The following is a 16,295-nucleotide window of genomic DNA, read 5'->3' as shown; positions in this document are numbered from 1 at the left end:
ATGAACGACCAGCCTGACGCCGCCCACTCGCCGGGCAAGGTGGTGATCACGTATTTGGAGATGCACGCGCGGCCGACGCAACTGAAACTTGAGCCGCCATCAGATGACTTGGCAATCGTGCAGGCGAAACCGCCGACGATTTCGTTTTACCGTTATCTTTACGACACGGTCGGCGGCGGCTGGCAATGGCGCGAGCGCCGCGTGATGTCGGAAGAAACACTCGGCGCCATCGTGCAACATCCCCTTGTGGAAACACACGTCCTCTACGCCGATGGCACGCCGGCGGGCTACGCGGAGTTGGACCGGCGGAAAGCGACCGAGATCGAACTCGCCTACTTCGGCCTGATGCCAGAATTCATCGGCCGCGGCCTGGGCCGCTATCTGCTCCACTGGACCATCGACCGCGCCTGGTCCTACGGTCCCCAACGCTTTTGGGTCCACACCTGCACGTTGGATCATCCCAAGGCACTGCCGAACTATGAAAGCGCCGGTTTCCGGCGGTACAAGGAGGAGGAGAAGTGAGGGGGAAGTAGTAAAGGAGAAGAGGAATTAAGGAGTGGAGGAGTTTTGAAAGAGCCCCAGAGGGGCGGCAGGTAATAGCCAGGCGCGCAAACGCCTGGAAACGTCGCGGCGGAAAACGTTGGAGCCCCAACGGGGCGACATACGTGTTCAATGTGTCGCCCCGTTGGGGCTCCGTCGGTATTCCGTAAATGTTCACCAGGGGTTCGCACCCCTGGCTATTACCTGCCGCCCCTCCGGGGCTCAACTTAAATTTCCTCTATTCCTCCTCTCCTTTACTCCTCCCACTACTCCTCCCACTACTCCTCCCACTACTCCTCCCACTACTCCTCCCACTACTCCTCCCACTACTCCTCCCACTACTCCTCCGTATCCTCTTCCTTCGGCAGCGGCGTAATCAGGATTCGGTCGATCCTGCGCCCGTCCATGTCGACTACTTCCAGCTTCATGCCGTTCCATTCAGCCATGTCGCCGATGCGGGGAATGCTGCCGAGCAGGAACAACATCAAGCCGGCCACTGTGGTGAAGCGCCTTGAGACGCTGACGTCGTCCGGTTTCACGCCGAGCTTGACCACGAGGTCGGCCACGCTTAAGCCGCCGTCGACCAGAAAGCTGCCGTCGTCGCGACGCACAAAATCCTGGGCGCGGTCGTCGCGATGTTCGTCCTGAATTTCACCGACCAACTCTTCCAGCACGTCTTCCATCGTCAGCATGCCGTCGGTGCCGCCGTGTTCGTCGAGCACGATCGCCAATTGCGTCCGCTGCGCCTGAAACATCTCCAGCAGCCGGTCGAGATGCAATGTCTCCGGCACGAACAGCGGCGGATGCAACATTTTGCGCAGGTCGATCTCCCAACCCAGGTGCAGGTAGCGGACCAGGTCCTTGATATGCACGTAGCCCAGAATGTGATCGAGGTCACGTTCGTAAATCGGCAGCCGGGAAAAGCCAGCCATCGCGATCGTGCCGATGATCTCGTCCGTCGGCGTGCTCACGTCGATCGCATCGAGATCGGTCCGCGGACGCATGATGTCGCGCACGGTGCGCTCACCAAGCCGCAGCGCGCCCATCGCCACCTTTTGCTCCAAGGGTTCGACCACTCCCTCGGCCGTGCCCGATTCGATCATGTGTTCGATGTCGTCGACCGAAACAGTGGCGGTTTTGGCGAGCGGCACGCGAAACAGCGCTAGCACGAACGACGTCGATTTTTCCAACACCCAGACCGCCGGGCGTCCGGCGCTGGCCAATAGCGACATCACCGGCGCGACGAATCGCGCCAGGGTCTCAGCATTCCGCAAGGCGACTTGCTTCGGAACCAGCTCGCCCAGAATCAGCGAGAAATAGGTGATCGCCACGACGACCAGCGAGAACGCAATTCCATGCTGATGCGCCTGGACGAACGGCCAAGGCGATTTTGCCAACGCGTCCGCCAGGTAGTCGACCAGTCGGGCGCCGCCGAAGGCCGCGGCCAGCGTACTCACCAGCGTGATGCCGACTTGCACCGTGGGCAGGAAGCGGTCCGGGTCGCGCGCCAACTCCAGCGCTCGCCGCGCCTTGCGGTCGCCGTCGTCGGCCAATTGTTCCAGGCGGTTCTTGCGTGCCGCAATAATGGCGATTTCCGCCCCGGCAAAGAAGCCGTTGGCCAGAATCAGCAGCAAGATCAGGAGGATTTCCCAAACGTATGGGGGCACCTGGACGGTCCTTCACCCTTTCGGAACGGAAAAATGTAACCACGCGGGCCGAGCGGCGGACGCGAAGCCGCTGGCCGGGGTAGCGACAGTTTAGCCCCCTCAGGCCGAAAAGGGAAACCGAGGTCCGCGGGACCGCGTCGGCTGCCGCCGTCATGCCGGTCGAACGGCACGATGCGTACAACCGGACGTCTCGCTTTGACCCCGTGCGGAGCGTGACCTATAGAAACTCTAGGGGCGTAGCCGACGGAGATCGGCCTGCGCTGCCTAGGCGGTACGCGTCGCGCCTGGATGGGCGGGCGGCGCGCGGACGCCGCGGGACCGCGCTCCGATTCAGCAGTCAGGTAAGTTTGGTATGGACGCACATCTCCCCTCATCCCCTTCGGATTCCGTCGACGACGATTTCGTCGCCGTGCTCGCGGAGCAACGCGCCAGGCTCCAGGAATTCGGCGCCCGCCGCCGCCAGCGCATACAAGATTTGGAAGGCGACTTGTGCGCGCGCGTCGAAAAAATCGCGCAATCGCTCGACGAACTCCGGCAAGACGCGCAGGGCAAGTTGACTCAAGCCGAGCAACAAGGCACAACCGCCGAGCAGACCCGGGCGGAGTTGGAAGCGCGGCTGGCCGAGATCGAACGCCGCGACTCGCAACTTTTGGAACTCAACGACACGCTGATCAAAGACCGCGCCGCGATCGCCGCCCGAGCCAGGCGAATTGCAGGACGCGTCCGTGCGCAACGCCGCACGTTGGTCGAACAGCGCCAGCAAGACAAAGTGAAGCTCGACGATTCCGCGGTGGCCGAAATCGCCTCGATGCGCGACGGCCTCGTGCAATTGCAGGCGGAACGCGAAAAACTTCAAGCCGAGCGCGATCAACTTGCGGTGCAGCTGCAAGCCCGGTCCGAAGAACGCGACCAGGCTCTGCGCGAACTGGAACCGCTACGTCCGTTGCCGGCGGAGCTCGACAGCATCCGCGCCGAGCTGAATGGCCTGCGTGGCGAACTGAAACACGATCAAGAAGCGTCGGCAAGCCTCGCGGCGGAACGCGATGAGCTGCGCACGGCCGTCGAGGCCGCGCGGCAACGTCAGGACGAAACGGCGAAGGAGCGCGAACAACTCACGGCCGCCGCAAGCGCGGCGCAAGAATCACTCCGTTCCCTGTCTGCGGAACGCGACGGGCTAGCCGTTGAACGCGATCGCCTCAAAGCAGAGCGCGACGGGATTGCCGTCGAACGCGATCGGCTCGCCACGGACGTCTCCAGCCTGCAAGGCGATGTCGAACAAGCCCGTCGCGCGCTGGCGGATTCCAGTGTCCAGGCGCAAGCGGTCGCCGAACTACAAGCGAAGCTCCAGCAAGCTGAACAAGAACGCCGCCAACTGCAGGAACGGCTGGAACAGACCGTTCAAACACAGGCCGCCGAACTCCAATCCGCGAAGGCCGAGGCCGCGGCTCTGACCGAAGAGCTCGCCAAATTCCGCGCCGCCGAACAACAGGCGGCCAGCGAACACGCTCGCTTGCATGGGCGCTGCGAGGAACTTGACTCGGCGCTCCTTAATGTCAAAGCGGAATTCGACCGCGAAACCGCCCAAGCGGCCTCGCGCGTGCAATCGCTGGAGCGCGACCTCGCCCGCGCCAAGGCCTCAGGCGCCGGGGATCAACAAGCGCAACAGGAGCTCGCCAAACGATTCGCCGATGCGGAAGCCGCCGCGAAACAGGCGCTCGCTGCACAACAGGCCGCCGAAACGCAAGCCGCGGACGTTGCCCGACAGCTCGAACAACTCCGCGAACAGGCCAGCTCGGCGAGTCATGCCACCGAAGAAGTGGCGTCATTGCGGACGGAAAACGCGAATCTCACAGAACAGCTCAGCGGACTGCTCGATGCCCGCACCAAATTGATCGCGCAATGTGCGGAACTCCAAGAGCGACTGGAAGAGGCGCCGCCGGCGGTGGCGGCAGTTGACGAAGACGTCGCCGAACGGATTCACGCGCTGGAGCGCCGCTACGAATTGGCGATGGAAGACGTTCGCGAGGAGAAAGCCCGCGCCGCGGAGTTGGAACAGAAGCTCGCCATCTCCCGCAAGAATGGCGGCACTCCCGCCCCGTCCGGCGCCGGCATGGATTGGGAGGCGCAGAAGCTCCGCATGCTCGCCATGCTGGAAGAGTATGACGACGGCGACGCGGAGCAAGCCCGTGAGCGCCTGACAATCCAAGGCACGCTGGACATCACCGATTCGGTCGTCGCTGACAAGGACCAGGAAATCGCCGAGCTGCGCAAGCTGCTCGAAGAACAAAGCAGCAACATCGGCAACGTCGCGGTCGGCGCTTCCGCGATCGCCCAGCTCATCGAATCCGACGAAGTCATCCAGCACGAGCGCGAACGGGCTCGCCAGTTGCAGACCGAATGGGAAGGCAAGATGCGGACCGCGGAAGTGGAAATCTCCGTGGAACGCGCCAAGCTAGCCCGCGAACGTTCCGACTTGGAGGAAAAACTCCGCGTCCTCGAGGAGCGCAGCGCTACGATGGGCGCCCAGACTCCCGCGGCCAACGCCGCGGCGAAGGAGCCCAAGCGCGGCCGCTGGTTGGAACGCCTCGGCCTGAAAGACGGCCCGCAGGGCTAAGGCCACGGCGTCTCGCGCTTCTGCCGCGTCCATCTACCGACGCGCCCATCTCGGCGTGTGGGAGGCGTCTCCGACGCCGATCGTTCATCGCTTTTTGCCGAACAGGCCGTGCGTCGTCGGCGAAGCCTTCTCCATCGGCGTCGGAGGCGCCTCCCACGGTCGAAAACGGTTTCGCCCTATTTTGCCGGGCCAAAGAATAGACACGACCTCGGGTTTTCTAGTAATCTGACGTTCTGCGCCTCGTAGCGATTCAAGAACACTGCTCCGCTGACGAACAGAACCGATGATGCTCTTTCCTCGTTACTCATTGCGCTGGGTGCTGGGCGGCACCGCTCTGGCGGGCTCTGCGCTCGTGGTCGTGCGGAGCGCCACGCAAGGCAGCGCCTGGGCCGTCGGCGTCACCGCCGGCATGGCCGGGCTCGCCGTGTTCCTGGCCGTCTATGCCTGGCTGTTTTTTCTGGTCTGGCTCGTTTCTGCGCTCTTGCGAACCCTCACGCGGAGTCGCACGCCGGAAGGGCGATCTCCCTTTGCCCCTCTGAATCCCTAAGGGAATCCGACGATGAGCTTCGCGACCACCTTCGTTCGCCGGGCCGTGCTATTCCTGGCCCTCGCGTGCGCGCCCTGGTATTCCGCGCAGCTTGCGGCGCAGACGCAATATGGCGTGGCGCAATCGCGTGGCGACGGCTACGTCTTCGAAGGCCAAAACGGCTGGCCGCTCGGGCAAGGCTATCGGCCTGTCCGCGTCCTGTTGCGTTCCGGCAAGGTGACCGGCAACGATCGGGAATTCACGATCGAAATTGAAAACCAGGACTACAACGGCCGCAAGTTCACGACCACCAGCGAGCGATTGACCATTCCCGCCGGTTCCCGCTCCGGGGAAGTCGTGATCACAGCGCCACAGACGGAATTGTGGGTCAACCAGCAATTCAAGATCTACGAGGGCGGGCGGCATCTGGATAAGCTGGACAATTACGCTTCGACCGGCAATTTGTACGCTTTTGGGTCGGGTCTCAGCCTGCCGTCGTTTCTTTGCATCTCGGATCAGGCTGTCGATACGTCGCTGCTGACCGAAGCGATGGACTTAGCGCGCGCCAATCAGCAGGGCGCAGTGGCCTACGGCAATCTCTCGACCAGCACCATCAACGGCCGCGCGCAGTATCCGACGGAACTGTTCACGCAGATACCCGGCGCGAGCCTGCCGAAACGCTGGGTGGACTACACCTCGCCGGACGTGATTTGCCTGCACGTCAACGAGCTCAAGAAACTCGCCGACACGCGGCCCGAAGCGCTTCAAGCGATTTGCCAGGCGACGTCCGCGGGCGGGAATCTCTGGATCTGGGGCGCCGGCGCGAACTGGGAGCGCCTGGCCGAAATCGAAGAGCGCACGGGGCTCTGGGGGCCGCACGCCGAGCCGTGGAAAGATGCGGACGTAAATAAGTTCGCCCAAGGGTTGGATAGCGCTTTCGCCGTTTCCCGCTCAGTCGACTACAGTATGCCCGGCGCGCCGGCGACGGCGAATGAATCGATCACCGGCGAAACGCCGCCGAATTTGTCGTTGCCACCGCCGAAAGCGCCGCCATTCCGCACGCGCCCTGCGCAGCTGGGAATGGTGTTGGTATTCCATGACGACAAGCCGATTGGCGCGAATCCGCCATCGTCCGAAGACGTCGCCAATTGGGTCTGGGCCACGAACACCGTAGGCGCCGACCGCATCTTGTCGCGCAAGCGGCTCGGGTTGTCGACGACGGACGACAATCCCGATTTCTGGAAGCAGATGATTCCCGGCGTCGGCCGCGCCCCGGTGACCGCGTTTCGCGTATTGATCACCGGCTTTGTGCTGGCTATTGGTCCGATCAACTACTACTGGCTGCGCCGCAAAGGAAAACTGCACCTGCTGTTAGCGGTAGTGCCGATCACCGCGATCGTCGTCACCGCGAGCCTGTTCGGCTACGCCTTGTTGACCGACGGCCTCCAAGTCCGCGTCCGTCCGCGTTCGTTCACGTCGATCGACCAGGCCAGGCGTCAGGCCGCCAGCACATCGCGCGTTACGTATTACGCGGGCCTGTCGCCCTCGGACGGCCTGGAGTTCGAAGACGATACGATGATTCAGCCGATTGATCCGAAAGTTTCGCAAGGGATGGCCTGGACCCGGCGCGATTTCGAGTGGGAAGGAAATCGCCAGCGCCTCGCCAGCGGCTGGCTCGCCTCGCGCACGCCGACGCAATTCCTCTTGATGCGAACGCGCCCCACGACCAATGGGCTGCGCATCACGCCCTCCACGGAAAATGCGCCGCCGGCCGTCGTGAATGCTTTGGGCGGGAACCTTCTGCATTTGGTGATGTGCGACGAACAAGGCCGACTCTTCAAGTGCGGTGAAACCGCGAAAGGGTCCGCCTGCCAATTGAAGGAAATCACGGAAGAGGACCTGCCAGAGATTCGCCGGTACTTCGCCGACCGCGCGCCCGTCCAAATGCAAGACGTGCAACTCACCGAGAATTCGTTTGGGAGCTCGCGCGTGTATTACTACGGACAGAGCAATGTGCCCGCCTCGCAATCAGACGGCATTCTGGAAAAGTCGCTCGCGAACGCCGCCGGAGCGATGACCACGCCAACGCTGCTCACTCCGCGAAACTACCTGGCCATCGTCGACCAATCCCCGGAACTCGACTACGGCGTCGAAACCGTCCAGCAGGAGCTCCCCCTCCACGTCATCCACGGAACCTGGTGAGGGAGAATGATGCATGAAAATGCTAGGCGGCGCAAGTTCCCACTGAAAACTGAACCCTGAAAACTTCAAACTAGCTCCCATGTCCCACCCCATGATCGAACTGCGAAACTTGCACCGCACGTTCGGGAGTACGCGCGCCGTGAACGATATTTCGTTCAGCGTGCCGAAGGGACATGTGTTCGGATACATCGGACCAAACGGCGCTGGCAAGACGACTAGCATGCGGATTCTCGCTACGCTCGACCAGCCCACCGCCGGCGATGCCTACATCGACGGTTTCTCCGTCGTCAACGATCCGGATCGCGTGCGTTACCGCCTGGGCTTCATGCCGGACTACTTCGGCACCTATGCCAATGTGAACGTCCGTGAATACCTCGATTTCTTCGCCCGAGCGTATGGCCTCCGCGGCAAGGATCGCACCCGGTCGTTGAGCTACGTGATGAGCTTCACCAAACTCGACACATTGGCCGAAAAGCCCATCAGCGGATTGTCGAAGGGCATGAAGCAACGGCTCTGCCTGGGGCGGGCGTTGATTCACAACCCCGCCGTGCTGGTTCTCGACGAGCCGGCCGCGGGTCTCGACCCCCGCGCGCGAATTCAGCTCCGCGAAATGATCCGCGCCCTTGCCGCGCATGGCAAAACCGTGCTCATCAGTTCGCACATCCTCACCGAACTGGCCGAGATGTGCGACACGGTTGGCATCATCGAACTGGGCCGCTTGCTCGCCGTCGGCTCGGTGAACGACATTCAAAAAACGCAGCAGCACCAGGCGCGCGTGCAAACGCAGATTCTGGGCGGCGCGGCCGCACTGGGCGAATGGCTCTCCGCGCGCGACGGCGTCCATAGCGTCGAAATCAGCGGCGAAAGCGCGATCTTCCTCCACGACGGCGATCGTCAGGCGGAAGTCTTGCTATTGAAAGAAATGGTCCAGGCCGGCTTCGCCGTCGCGGCCTTCGGTTCGCAGGACAAAAGCCTGGAAGAAGTCTTTCTCGACGTCACGCGCGGACACGTGCAATGACAATGACCTGGAACGTATGAGCACCCTCGAAGAAGCCATTACCGCTGTCGAAGTAATCGAGGACGAGTCGCGGCCGGACTCCGGCCTGTGGGGCCTGCTCGACCGCGCCGTGACGGCGATCAATCAGCGTTTGAACCCGATCCTGGTGAAAGAAGCCCGCCAGGCGCTCAAAAGTCGGCAGTTCACGGTCACGTTCACGCTAGTGCTGGCGGCCGCCTGGGGTTGGACCATGCTCGGCGTGGCGGTGGTCGGCCCGAGCATCTACTACGGCTCGTCGGGCTTATTCTTGTTCGGCGGATATTTTGTCATTCTGAATTTCGCGCTTCTCGTCGTGGTGCCGTTCAGCGCCTTCTGGTCGCTGGCCACGGAGCGCGCCGACGGCACGTATGAACTGCTCTCCGTCACCACGCTCACGCCGCGGCATGTCATCACCGGCAAGCTCGCCAGCGCCATGTTGCAGATGCTGGTCTACTATTCCGCGCTCGCTCCGTGTCTGGCGTTCACGTACCTACTGCGCGGCATCGACATCCCTCTGATCGGGATGGTGATGTTCTATATGTTCCACGGTTCGCTGGGGCTCTCGGCGATCGGTCTGCTCGTGGCCACGGCCACCAGCGAACGGCACTGGCAAGTCGTATTGTCCGTCTTCATGGTCGCTGGACTACTGTTGGTATTCTTCATCGCGTCCATGGCGGCGGTCAACATCGCCGAATTCAACGGCATTGCAATTAGCGATCCGGAATTCTGGATCGGCAATCTTGCCGTGCTGAGCGTGTTCTGGGGCTACTTCGCACTCGTCGTGCAGGCCTCCTCGGCCCAACTCGATTTCCCCAGCAACAATCGCAGCACCAAGCTCCGCGTGGTGATGCTGTTCCAACAACTGCTCTTCCTGGGCTGGATGACGTACGGCATCTACCTGTCCGAAGAACGAGCTTTCTTTGTGCTGCTCCTTACGTTTTCCGGCATCCATTGGGCCGTGATGGGCGCGTTCATGGTCGGCGAAGCCGGCGAGCTCTCGCTCCGAGTCCGCCGCCAACTGCCGCAAAGCTTCCTCGGCCGCGCCTTCTTCACCTGGTTTAACCCCGGCTCCGGCTCTGGATATGTCTTTGCGCTCGGCAGCTACCTGGCGTTGGTGGTGCTGACCGTTATTGCCGAAATGATCTGGCAGCAGGCCGCGCCGGCCAGCTACACCCAGTCGATGACGGTCACGTGGATGAAAGACTTCAATCCGCTGACCTTCGGCATGGTGATGTTCCTGTACCTGGCCGGCTATCTCGGACTGACGCGACTGATCATGCTCCTGCTGCGCCGCGCCGGCTGGGGGACCATGTTCATGTCGCTGCTGGTGACCATCCTGCTGATTCTCCTTGGCTGCGGGATCCCGCTCAGCATCCACTTGATGGAACCGTTCTGGCGCAGCGAATACTCGCTCGTCGAAGCCAGCAACCCGTTCTGGACGCTGATGGAAATGTCGGAAGACAGTCTGCCGATCAGCCAACAGCTCGCGGTCTTGGCCTTGCTCGGTTTACCGACCGGATTGATCGTGTTGCTCAACCTGCCGACCATCGCCCGCGAAGTGCAACAAGTTCGCGCTTCCAAACCGCGCCGCGTCGTCGAAGACGACAAATCGCTCCAACCCAGCGCCGAGCCACTCCGCAAAAACCCCTGGGACGACGGCCAACCCGCCAACGGTTAGTGCGTCTTCACCGCAGAGAGGCAGAGGGGAGAGCGAGTGGGACGTAGGGCGGGCCGCGCGCGGGCGAACTGCGTCAATTTTTTGCACGACGTCGCGCATCGCTAACTCTGCGCTCGTTCGAAACGTAAGGCCCGCCGATTTCAAAATAAAACGGCGGGCCTTAGATTTGCGATTCGCAGCGCCTTATCGAACGCGACGCCGCACTCGTCGACAGCGACTGTCTCGCGCACGGCCCGCCCTACCACGCTGAAAACTGAACACTTCAAACCCTACCTCAATTCTCACTAAACTCCGGCGGATACACCCGCTGATTGCCGGCCTCGTTCCCGCCCTTCATGCGCAGCATATAGTCCGCCAACTGGGCCGCGCGGCGGTCGACGTTGGCTTCGCCGAGCAGTAACAGCTTTTCGTCCAGCGACAGCGGCAGCGAATAGGCCAGGATGTCGGTCAGAATCCCGAGACTGACGTCGCTCGAAACGAACTGCTCGACTTGCTCTTGCATGTCCGGCAACAATGGCAGCGCGCGGCGAAACCCGTCCATCAGTTGCCGCTGAATGCGTTGCCGCTCTGCGGCGCCCTGCGGCGGGTATTCGTCGTCGATCACCTGCACCAGCGCCTCGCGGAAACTGTGCTCCGTTGGCAACTCCTCGAGCACTCGCACGCGCTTCAACCCCAGCAGCAACAAGTTGTAGCGTCCATCCGGCAACACGTGATGCGTCGCGATGCGTCCCAAGCAGGCCACCGGCTGCAACGCGGGCCGCCCTTCGTAGTTCGGTTCCCATCCCGGCGCGAGCAGCGCCATCGTGATCAGCTTGTCGCCCGCCAACGCGTCCTCGGTCATCTCCCGGTAGCGCGGCTCGAAGATATGCAGCGCCTGAATCACGTGCGGAAACAACACCACGTTCGGCAGCGGAAAGACCCGCGTCCGACCGGCGAAACCTTGAAAATCCGCGTTTTCCGAATCAGAGGACATAGGGGAGTAGGTGGAGTAGTTAGTAGGTGGAGTCGGCGAAGTAGGTAGTGAGTGAAGTAGTTTTTGAGCGGCGGTATGCATCGCTCATCGCTAGTTCTCCGCTCTCCGTGACTCCGTGGTGCAAAGCCTACTCCGCCGGGGGATCGAGGTGAATCTCTGGGATCAGTTCCGGATTGATGGTGATCTCCGGAAACGTCTCCGTCGCCGTGGCGACTTCCGCGAAGCACTGGTCCATCTCGCCGATGAATTTTTCCAGGTCGATGCCCATATGCACAGGCCGGTAGGCCGCCAGATAACTGCGGCTGCCATAGTAGACCTTCTTGGCGCCGCGAATATTGCCGTTGCCAAAATGATGCAACGCCACTGCGGCCTGGATCAGGCCCTGCATGAATTTGCGAGAGGGCCCGTGATCTTCCTGCCAAAGTTCTTCCCAGACCTCATGGGCCTCGAAGAACTCGCAATCATTGAAATACGCGACCCCCTGCAGGTACAGGGCGTCATATTCAGCCGCGGCCATCGACAGCTCCGCCCGGGGGTGCGCAAATTCCTCAACACGCCCGATTATAGAACCGGCTTGACGATGAAGCCATAACGCCCGTGTGCCGCGGCGGTGAGCGCCGCAATGGCGACTAGTTCGCGGACCAGAACTCTTCCAGCACGCCGGCCTTGCGAATCGCGGCCAGCAGCTCGTCCCGTGTGCCTTCCGCGTCCAGGTCTGACAGCGTCACGCGAATGGTCTTGTCGAGCGCGTCGACCTTGAGCTCGTTGAGGTCGTGCTGGCGACCAAACTTCTGTTGCAGCGCCGAGCGCACGGCCTGGGCCGCGTAATCAATGTCTCGCATAAGTGTCATCATGAAGGTGCTTGATCCTGACAAAAATGAGTATGGGACGTATCGCCGAAAGGTCCGGCGGATCGCGAACTGTTCCTAATGTGCTGCCTAGCAAGGCCTGAACCCAGCGCGCCAAAAACCGGCGGTGAGCAAAAGCCTTTCGATCGACCGTCCGTTCCGGACAGATCGCGTGGCCCGATGCTAAATCAGGGCCGCCAAGCAAGGGACCAAAATGGTGGTCCACCAAGCCGGGATGGCGAGAGAAAGAACCGGCCCCCAGAACCAGGCAAAAATCGGGGCCGCAACTGAAATCGGCAAACCAGATACCCGAAGTATAGCAGCGCCCAGGGGCAGGAGTAGGCCAAAACCGGGCCGGGCGCTCGGGGGCCTGTTAGAATCGGGGGCATGGACGCTAACCCGTACAAGTCACCGCCAGCCAGCGGGTCGGGCCATTCTCCAAGGCGGCGTGGACCTTTTCTGCGTTGGATGATGGTTTGCATAGGTCTGATCGCAATCGTCTACGGAGTCGTGGTTTCTCCGAATTCTGCCAGGCCAGGAACCGCGTGGGCCGCTTGGAAGCCTGGCCCTTATATTTCAGCGACTCTCATAGTTGCTTGTGGCGCGGTATTCGTTGTGGCAGGTCTCAGTCGTCGCTAGTCATTTCGTGCGAGCCAATCTGCACCACTTCCTCCGCCCGGGCAAACTTGTCAACCCTATTCCGGCAGGTTATCGTATAAGCCCACCAGCCAGGCCACTTTTTCCTTGGCTCAGCTGTTTTCGCCTCGTTTCCTGCTTAGGAGTCTGCTGTCATGGCGCGCCCCACCAGCCGTCGGACCTTTGTCAAAACCTCTGCCCTGGCGGGCGTCGGCTTCTGGGCGGCCGGCGGAGTCGCCCGAGCGCAGAGCAACTCACCGAACGAGAAAATTCAATTCGCGTCGATCGGCGTCACGGGCAAGGGCTCGAGCGATTCCGAAGACGCGGGCCAGAACGGCGATATGGTCGCCATCTGCGACATTGACGACAAGAACCTCGCGGCCGGCGCCGCCCGCTTCCCGAGCGCGGAGAAGTTTCATGACTTCCGCGAAATGCTCGACAAGATGGGCGATAAGATCGACGCCGTCACGGTCAGCACGCCCGATCACTGCCACGCCGTCGCCGCCTACAAGGCGATGAGCATGGGCAAGCATTGTTTCTGCCAGAAGCCGCTGACGCACTCGATTTACGAAGCCCGCCGCTTGGGCGAAGTCGCCCGCGAGAAGGGCGTCGCCACGCAGATGGGCAATCAAGGCACGTCGGAAGACGGCGTCCGCAAGGCGGCCGCGTTGCTGCAGGCCGGTGTGATCGGCACAGTCAAGGAAGTCCACGTTTGGACGAACCGACCGATCTGGCCGCAAGGCGGTCCCCGCCCAGCGGAATCGCCGATTCCCTCGAATCTGAAGTGGGAACTGTGGCTCGGCCCCGCGGCGTATCGCCCGTACTCGAACGGTTATCATCCGTTCGCGTGGCGCGGCTGGTGGGACTTCGGCACCGGCGCGTTGGGCGACATGGCGTGTCACACGTTCAACATGCCGTTCATGGGCCTGGGCTTGAAGAACCCGACCTCGGTCGTCGCCAAGACGGCCGGCCACAACAAGGACAGCTATCCGAAGTGGTCGATCATCGACTTCGAGTTCCCCGCCAACGACACTCGGCCAGCCCTCAAGGTCTCCTGGTACGACGGCGGTAAGCTGCCGGACGTCGCCATGTTCGGCGAAGGCCGCGCCCCGAAGGACAGCGGCTGTTTGATCGTCGGCGACCAGGGCAAGATCTACTCGCCGAACGACTACGGCGCGGAGTTTGAGTTGATCGACGCCGAAATGAAGGACGTGGAGTTCAAGAAGTCGCCCGGTCACTTTGACGAATGGGTCAACGCCATTCGCGGTGGCGAGCAGGCGATGAGCAATTTCTCGGACTACGCCGGCCCGCTCTCAGAAACCATCCTGCTCGGCAACCTAGCCGTCTGGGCGGACGGGAAGAAGATCGAATGGGATGCCAAGAATCTCAAAGCGACCAACGCCCCCGAGGTCGACAGCATCATCAAGAATGTCTACCGCGACGGCTATACGATCGACGGCTAGGTCGTTCCGTTTGAGCCTGTGAAATCAGCGCCGCGTACGCCAGAAGTGGGGTGCGCGGCGTTTTTTCGTTTTTGATTTAGAATCACAAGGTATCGCAATTTGACTGTGGGAGGCGTCTCCGACGCCGATGGAGAGAACTCTGCTGTACCGATCGATGCCGCCGAGCTGAACCACGTCCTGCGCATCGGCGTCGGAGACGCCTCCCACAGTCCGTTCGCGTGGCCGCGTCTCCTTGCTTGCCGGAACGGGCTCGCCGTAAGATTATCATTCGCCGCGCTGAAGTTTCGCGGTCCCTTTGGCTGATCACACGACCGCAATCATGAACATCCTCGTCATCGGAAACGGCGGGCGCGAGCACGCCTTGGCCTGGAAGCTCAAGCAAAGCCCTCGGGCCGACCGCGTGTTCGTCGCGCCGGGCAACGCCGGCACGGCGCTGGACGCCGAGAACGTCGATATCCGGGTCAACGATTTCCGACGGCTGATCAGTTTCGCCAAGGAAAATCAGGTCGGCCTCACCGTCGTCGGCCCGGAAGGGCCGTTGGCGGCCGGCATTGTCGACGCGTTCCAAGCCGAAGGCCTGCGAGTCTTTGGGCCCAACAAGGCGGCCGCCGAACTGGAGGGCAGCAAGGTCTTCTGCAAGGAACTCCTGCGGAACGCTGACGTCCCCACGGCCGACTACCAGGTGTTCCGCAGCGCGGAACGCGCGTCCACATTTCTCACCGACCGCGAAGACGTGCCGGTCGTGGTGAAAGCCGATGGCTTGGCCTCCGGCAAGGGCGTCTTCGTCTGCTCTGGCCGCGCGGAAGCACTGGCGGCTGTCGAGACCCTGTCGCGCTCGCGAGAGTTTGACGAGGCCGCCAAGTCGATCGTCATCGAAGAACGGCTCGACGGGCACGAGGCCAGCGTACTAGCGCTGACCGATGGCCGCACGATTCTCACCTTGCCGGCGTGCCAGGATCATAAGCCGGCCTTCGACGGCGACCGCGGACCGAACACGGGTGGCATGGGCGCTTATTGCCCCACGCCGCTGGTGACCGACCAGATGCTCCGCTGGATTGAGGAGCATGTGCTCGTGCCCACAGTGCACGCGATGAAGCGTGCGCGCCGGCCGTTTCGCGGCGTGCTGTACGCTGGGCTGATGATCACCAATCAAGGGCCCAAAGTGCTGGAGTACAACGTCCGCTTCGGCGATCCCGAGTGCCAGCCGCTGTTGTTGCGATTGAAAAGCGATCTGGTCGAACTGCTGGAAGCGGTCGCCGACGGCCGTCTCGATTCCATTGAACCTCCCGTGTGGGACGATCGGCCCAGCCTGTGCGTGGTGATGGCCAGCGAAGGCTACCCCGGCAAATACGTTACCGGGAAGGCGATCCGCGGTCTCGAAGACGCCGCGCAGGTGCCGGACGTGAAAGTCTTCCACGCTGGCACGGCCACGTCCGACGGCCGTGTGATGACCAGCGGCGGCCGCGTGCTGGGCGTGACGGCGCTCGGCAATTCCGTTTCGGCCGCCAAGTTGCAGGCCTACACCGCGGTAAAAAAAATCCGCTGGGAAGGCGCCTGGTGCCGCAAGGATATCTCCGACAAGGCGCTCCTCTACGCGCAGCCCGACGTGGCGGAATAGCCGCAAACACCAGCTCGTAGCGCCAGCGAGGGAGAGTGGACGTTAACGACCGTCAAATCGAATACGCCAAGCGGAACGTTCACTCGCAATCAAGTGCGTCTATCGCGAAGCGGAAGGTCGGCAGGGCGTACACGTCAAGCTATCATCGTCGCCCACTCTCCCTCGCTTGCGCTACGGGCTGGTGTGATAAACTCATTGCCAGCGACCGCAAACAACTTTCTGACGAGTTTCCATGCTCGAACAACTGCAACTGCTCGTCCGTTCCGGCGCCGGCTTGATGTCGTTGGAGTCGCATGACGAAGCCCGGGCCATCGCAATTGTGCGCAAGGCCGCTGAGGAGATGCAGGTTCCTCTCTTCGAATGGAGCATCACCACCGGACTGGAACAAACATTCCCCGCGCAAACCGGCACGGGCGCCAGCGCCGGCAAAGCAGAACAGGCCCTCGCGCATGTGATGCTGCGCAATTTCACGACCGGCTTCTATGTTTTTAAGG

At 62.0% G+C, this 16,295-nt stretch carries 13 protein-coding genes; 9 read left to right on the top strand and 4 right to left on the bottom strand.

Annotated features, from left to right (window positions below; genetic code table 11):
- Nucleotides 1-522: a GNAT family N-acetyltransferase gene (locus SGJ19_09470; GenBank protein ID MDZ4780467.1), complete on the top strand. Its 522-nt coding sequence runs from the start codon at nucleotides 1-3 to the stop codon at nucleotides 520-522.
- A gap of 356 nt (nucleotides 523-878) precedes the next feature.
- Here SGJ19_09470 and SGJ19_09465 read toward each other — a convergent pair whose 3' ends face one another.
- Nucleotides 879-2,207 carry a hemolysin family protein gene (locus tag SGJ19_09465; GenBank protein MDZ4780466.1) on the bottom strand — a complete coding sequence of 443 codons (1,329 nt, stop codon included), beginning with the start codon at nucleotides 2,205-2,207 and terminating at the stop codon, nucleotides 879-881.
- A 352-nt stretch (nucleotides 2,208-2,559) separates the two neighbouring features.
- Here SGJ19_09465 and SGJ19_09460 point away from each other — a divergent pair, with 352 nt between their 5' ends.
- From SGJ19_09460 to SGJ19_09440, 5 genes are all read left to right on the top strand, one after another.
- Nucleotides 2,560-4,821: a hypothetical protein gene (locus SGJ19_09460; GenBank protein MDZ4780465.1), complete on the top strand. Its 2,262-nt coding sequence runs from the start codon at nucleotides 2,560-2,562 to the stop codon at nucleotides 4,819-4,821.
- A 283-nt stretch (nucleotides 4,822-5,104) separates the two neighbouring features.
- Entirely contained in the window at nucleotides 5,105-5,368 is a 264-nt protein-coding gene (locus tag SGJ19_09455; GenBank protein ID MDZ4780464.1) for a hypothetical protein, read from the top strand.
- A gap of 12 nt (nucleotides 5,369-5,380) precedes the next feature.
- The gene (locus tag SGJ19_09450) at nucleotides 5,381-7,549 is read left to right on the top strand and encodes a hypothetical protein (GenBank protein MDZ4780463.1); all 2,169 of its coding nucleotides are present in this window, start codon (nucleotides 5,381-5,383) and stop codon (nucleotides 7,547-7,549) included.
- Nucleotides 7,550-7,628: 79 nt separating this feature from the next.
- Complete coding sequence (locus tag SGJ19_09445; protein ID MDZ4780462.1) at nucleotides 7,629-8,567, top strand: ABC transporter ATP-binding protein; 939 nt, start codon at nucleotides 7,629-7,631, stop codon at nucleotides 8,565-8,567.
- A gap of 16 nt (nucleotides 8,568-8,583) precedes the next feature.
- Complete coding sequence (locus SGJ19_09440; protein ID MDZ4780461.1) at nucleotides 8,584-10,263, top strand: hypothetical protein; 1,680 nt, start codon at nucleotides 8,584-8,586, stop codon at nucleotides 10,261-10,263.
- Nucleotides 10,264-10,537: 274 nt separating this feature from the next.
- Here the strand turns inward: SGJ19_09440 and SGJ19_09435 are convergent, their stop codons facing one another.
- The 3 genes from SGJ19_09435 to SGJ19_09425 all read right to left on the bottom strand — a co-directional run bounded on the left by SGJ19_09435 (nucleotide 10,538) and on the right by SGJ19_09425 (nucleotide 12,078).
- Nucleotides 10,538-11,236, bottom strand: a complete 699-nt coding sequence (locus SGJ19_09435; GenBank protein ID MDZ4780460.1) for an LON peptidase substrate-binding domain-containing protein — start codon at nucleotides 11,234-11,236, stop codon at nucleotides 10,538-10,540.
- Between the two features lie 127 nt (nucleotides 11,237-11,363).
- Complete coding sequence (locus tag SGJ19_09430; GenBank protein MDZ4780459.1) at nucleotides 11,364-11,753, bottom strand: DUF309 domain-containing protein; 390 nt, start codon at nucleotides 11,751-11,753, stop codon at nucleotides 11,364-11,366.
- Nucleotides 11,754-11,865: 112 nt separating this feature from the next.
- Nucleotides 11,866-12,078, bottom strand: a complete 213-nt coding sequence (locus SGJ19_09425) for a hypothetical protein (protein ID MDZ4780458.1) — start codon at nucleotides 12,076-12,078, stop codon at nucleotides 11,866-11,868.
- 797 nt (nucleotides 12,079-12,875) lie between these two features.
- On the opposite strand from SGJ19_09425, the gene SGJ19_09420 reads away from it, so the two are divergent.
- The 3 genes from SGJ19_09420 to SGJ19_09410 all read left to right on the top strand — a co-directional run.
- Nucleotides 12,876-14,183 carry a Gfo/Idh/MocA family oxidoreductase gene (locus SGJ19_09420; GenBank protein ID MDZ4780457.1) on the top strand — a complete coding sequence of 436 codons (1,308 nt, stop codon included), beginning with the start codon at nucleotides 12,876-12,878 and terminating at the stop codon, nucleotides 14,181-14,183.
- A gap of 319 nt (nucleotides 14,184-14,502) precedes the next feature.
- Nucleotides 14,503-15,801: a phosphoribosylamine--glycine ligase gene (gene purD / locus SGJ19_09415; GenBank protein ID MDZ4780456.1), complete on the top strand. Its 1,299-nt coding sequence runs from the start codon at nucleotides 14,503-14,505 to the stop codon at nucleotides 15,799-15,801.
- 232 nt (nucleotides 15,802-16,033) lie between these two features.
- Nucleotides 16,034-16,295, top strand: a 262-nt coding sequence (locus tag SGJ19_09410) for a hypothetical protein (protein MDZ4780455.1), incomplete at its 3' end; no start/stop codon positions are given.

Source organism: Planctomycetia bacterium, assembly GCA_034440135.1.
GTDB lineage: Bacteria > Planctomycetota > Planctomycetia > Pirellulales > JALHLM01 > JALHLM01.
Note: the sequence above shows the minus strand (reverse complement) of the source record. Positions and strands in the feature narration are given on the sequence as shown.

Bases quoted from the DNA above. Each gene is read 5' to 3' on its own strand.
- SGJ19_09470 (MDZ4780467.1), top strand. From the start codon at position 1: ATGAACGACCAGCCTGACGCCGCCCACTCGCCGGGCAAGGTGGTGATC.
- SGJ19_09460 (MDZ4780465.1), top strand. From the start codon at position 2,560: ATGGACGCACATCTCCCCTCATCCCCTTCGGATTCCGTCGACGACGAT.
- SGJ19_09455 (MDZ4780464.1), top strand. From the start codon at position 5,105: ATGATGCTCTTTCCTCGTTACTCATTGCGCTGGGTGCTGGGCGGCACC.
- SGJ19_09450 (MDZ4780463.1), top strand. From the start codon at position 5,381: ATGAGCTTCGCGACCACCTTCGTTCGCCGGGCCGTGCTATTCCTGGCC.
- SGJ19_09445 (MDZ4780462.1), top strand. From the start codon at position 7,629: ATGTCCCACCCCATGATCGAACTGCGAAACTTGCACCGCACGTTCGGG.
- SGJ19_09440 (MDZ4780461.1), top strand. From the start codon at position 8,584: ATGAGCACCCTCGAAGAAGCCATTACCGCTGTCGAAGTAATCGAGGAC.
- SGJ19_09435 (MDZ4780460.1), bottom strand. From the start codon at position 11,236: ATGTCCTCTGATTCGGAAAACGCGGATTTTCAAGGTTTCGCCGGTCGG.
- SGJ19_09430 (MDZ4780459.1), bottom strand. From the start codon at position 11,753: ATGGCCGCGGCTGAATATGACGCCCTGTACCTGCAGGGGGTCGCGTAT.
- SGJ19_09425 (MDZ4780458.1), bottom strand. From the start codon at position 12,078: ATGCGAGACATTGATTACGCGGCCCAGGCCGTGCGCTCGGCGCTGCAA.
- SGJ19_09420 (MDZ4780457.1), top strand. From the start codon at position 12,876: ATGGCGCGCCCCACCAGCCGTCGGACCTTTGTCAAAACCTCTGCCCTG.
- purD (MDZ4780456.1), top strand. From the start codon at position 14,503: ATGAACATCCTCGTCATCGGAAACGGCGGGCGCGAGCACGCCTTGGCC.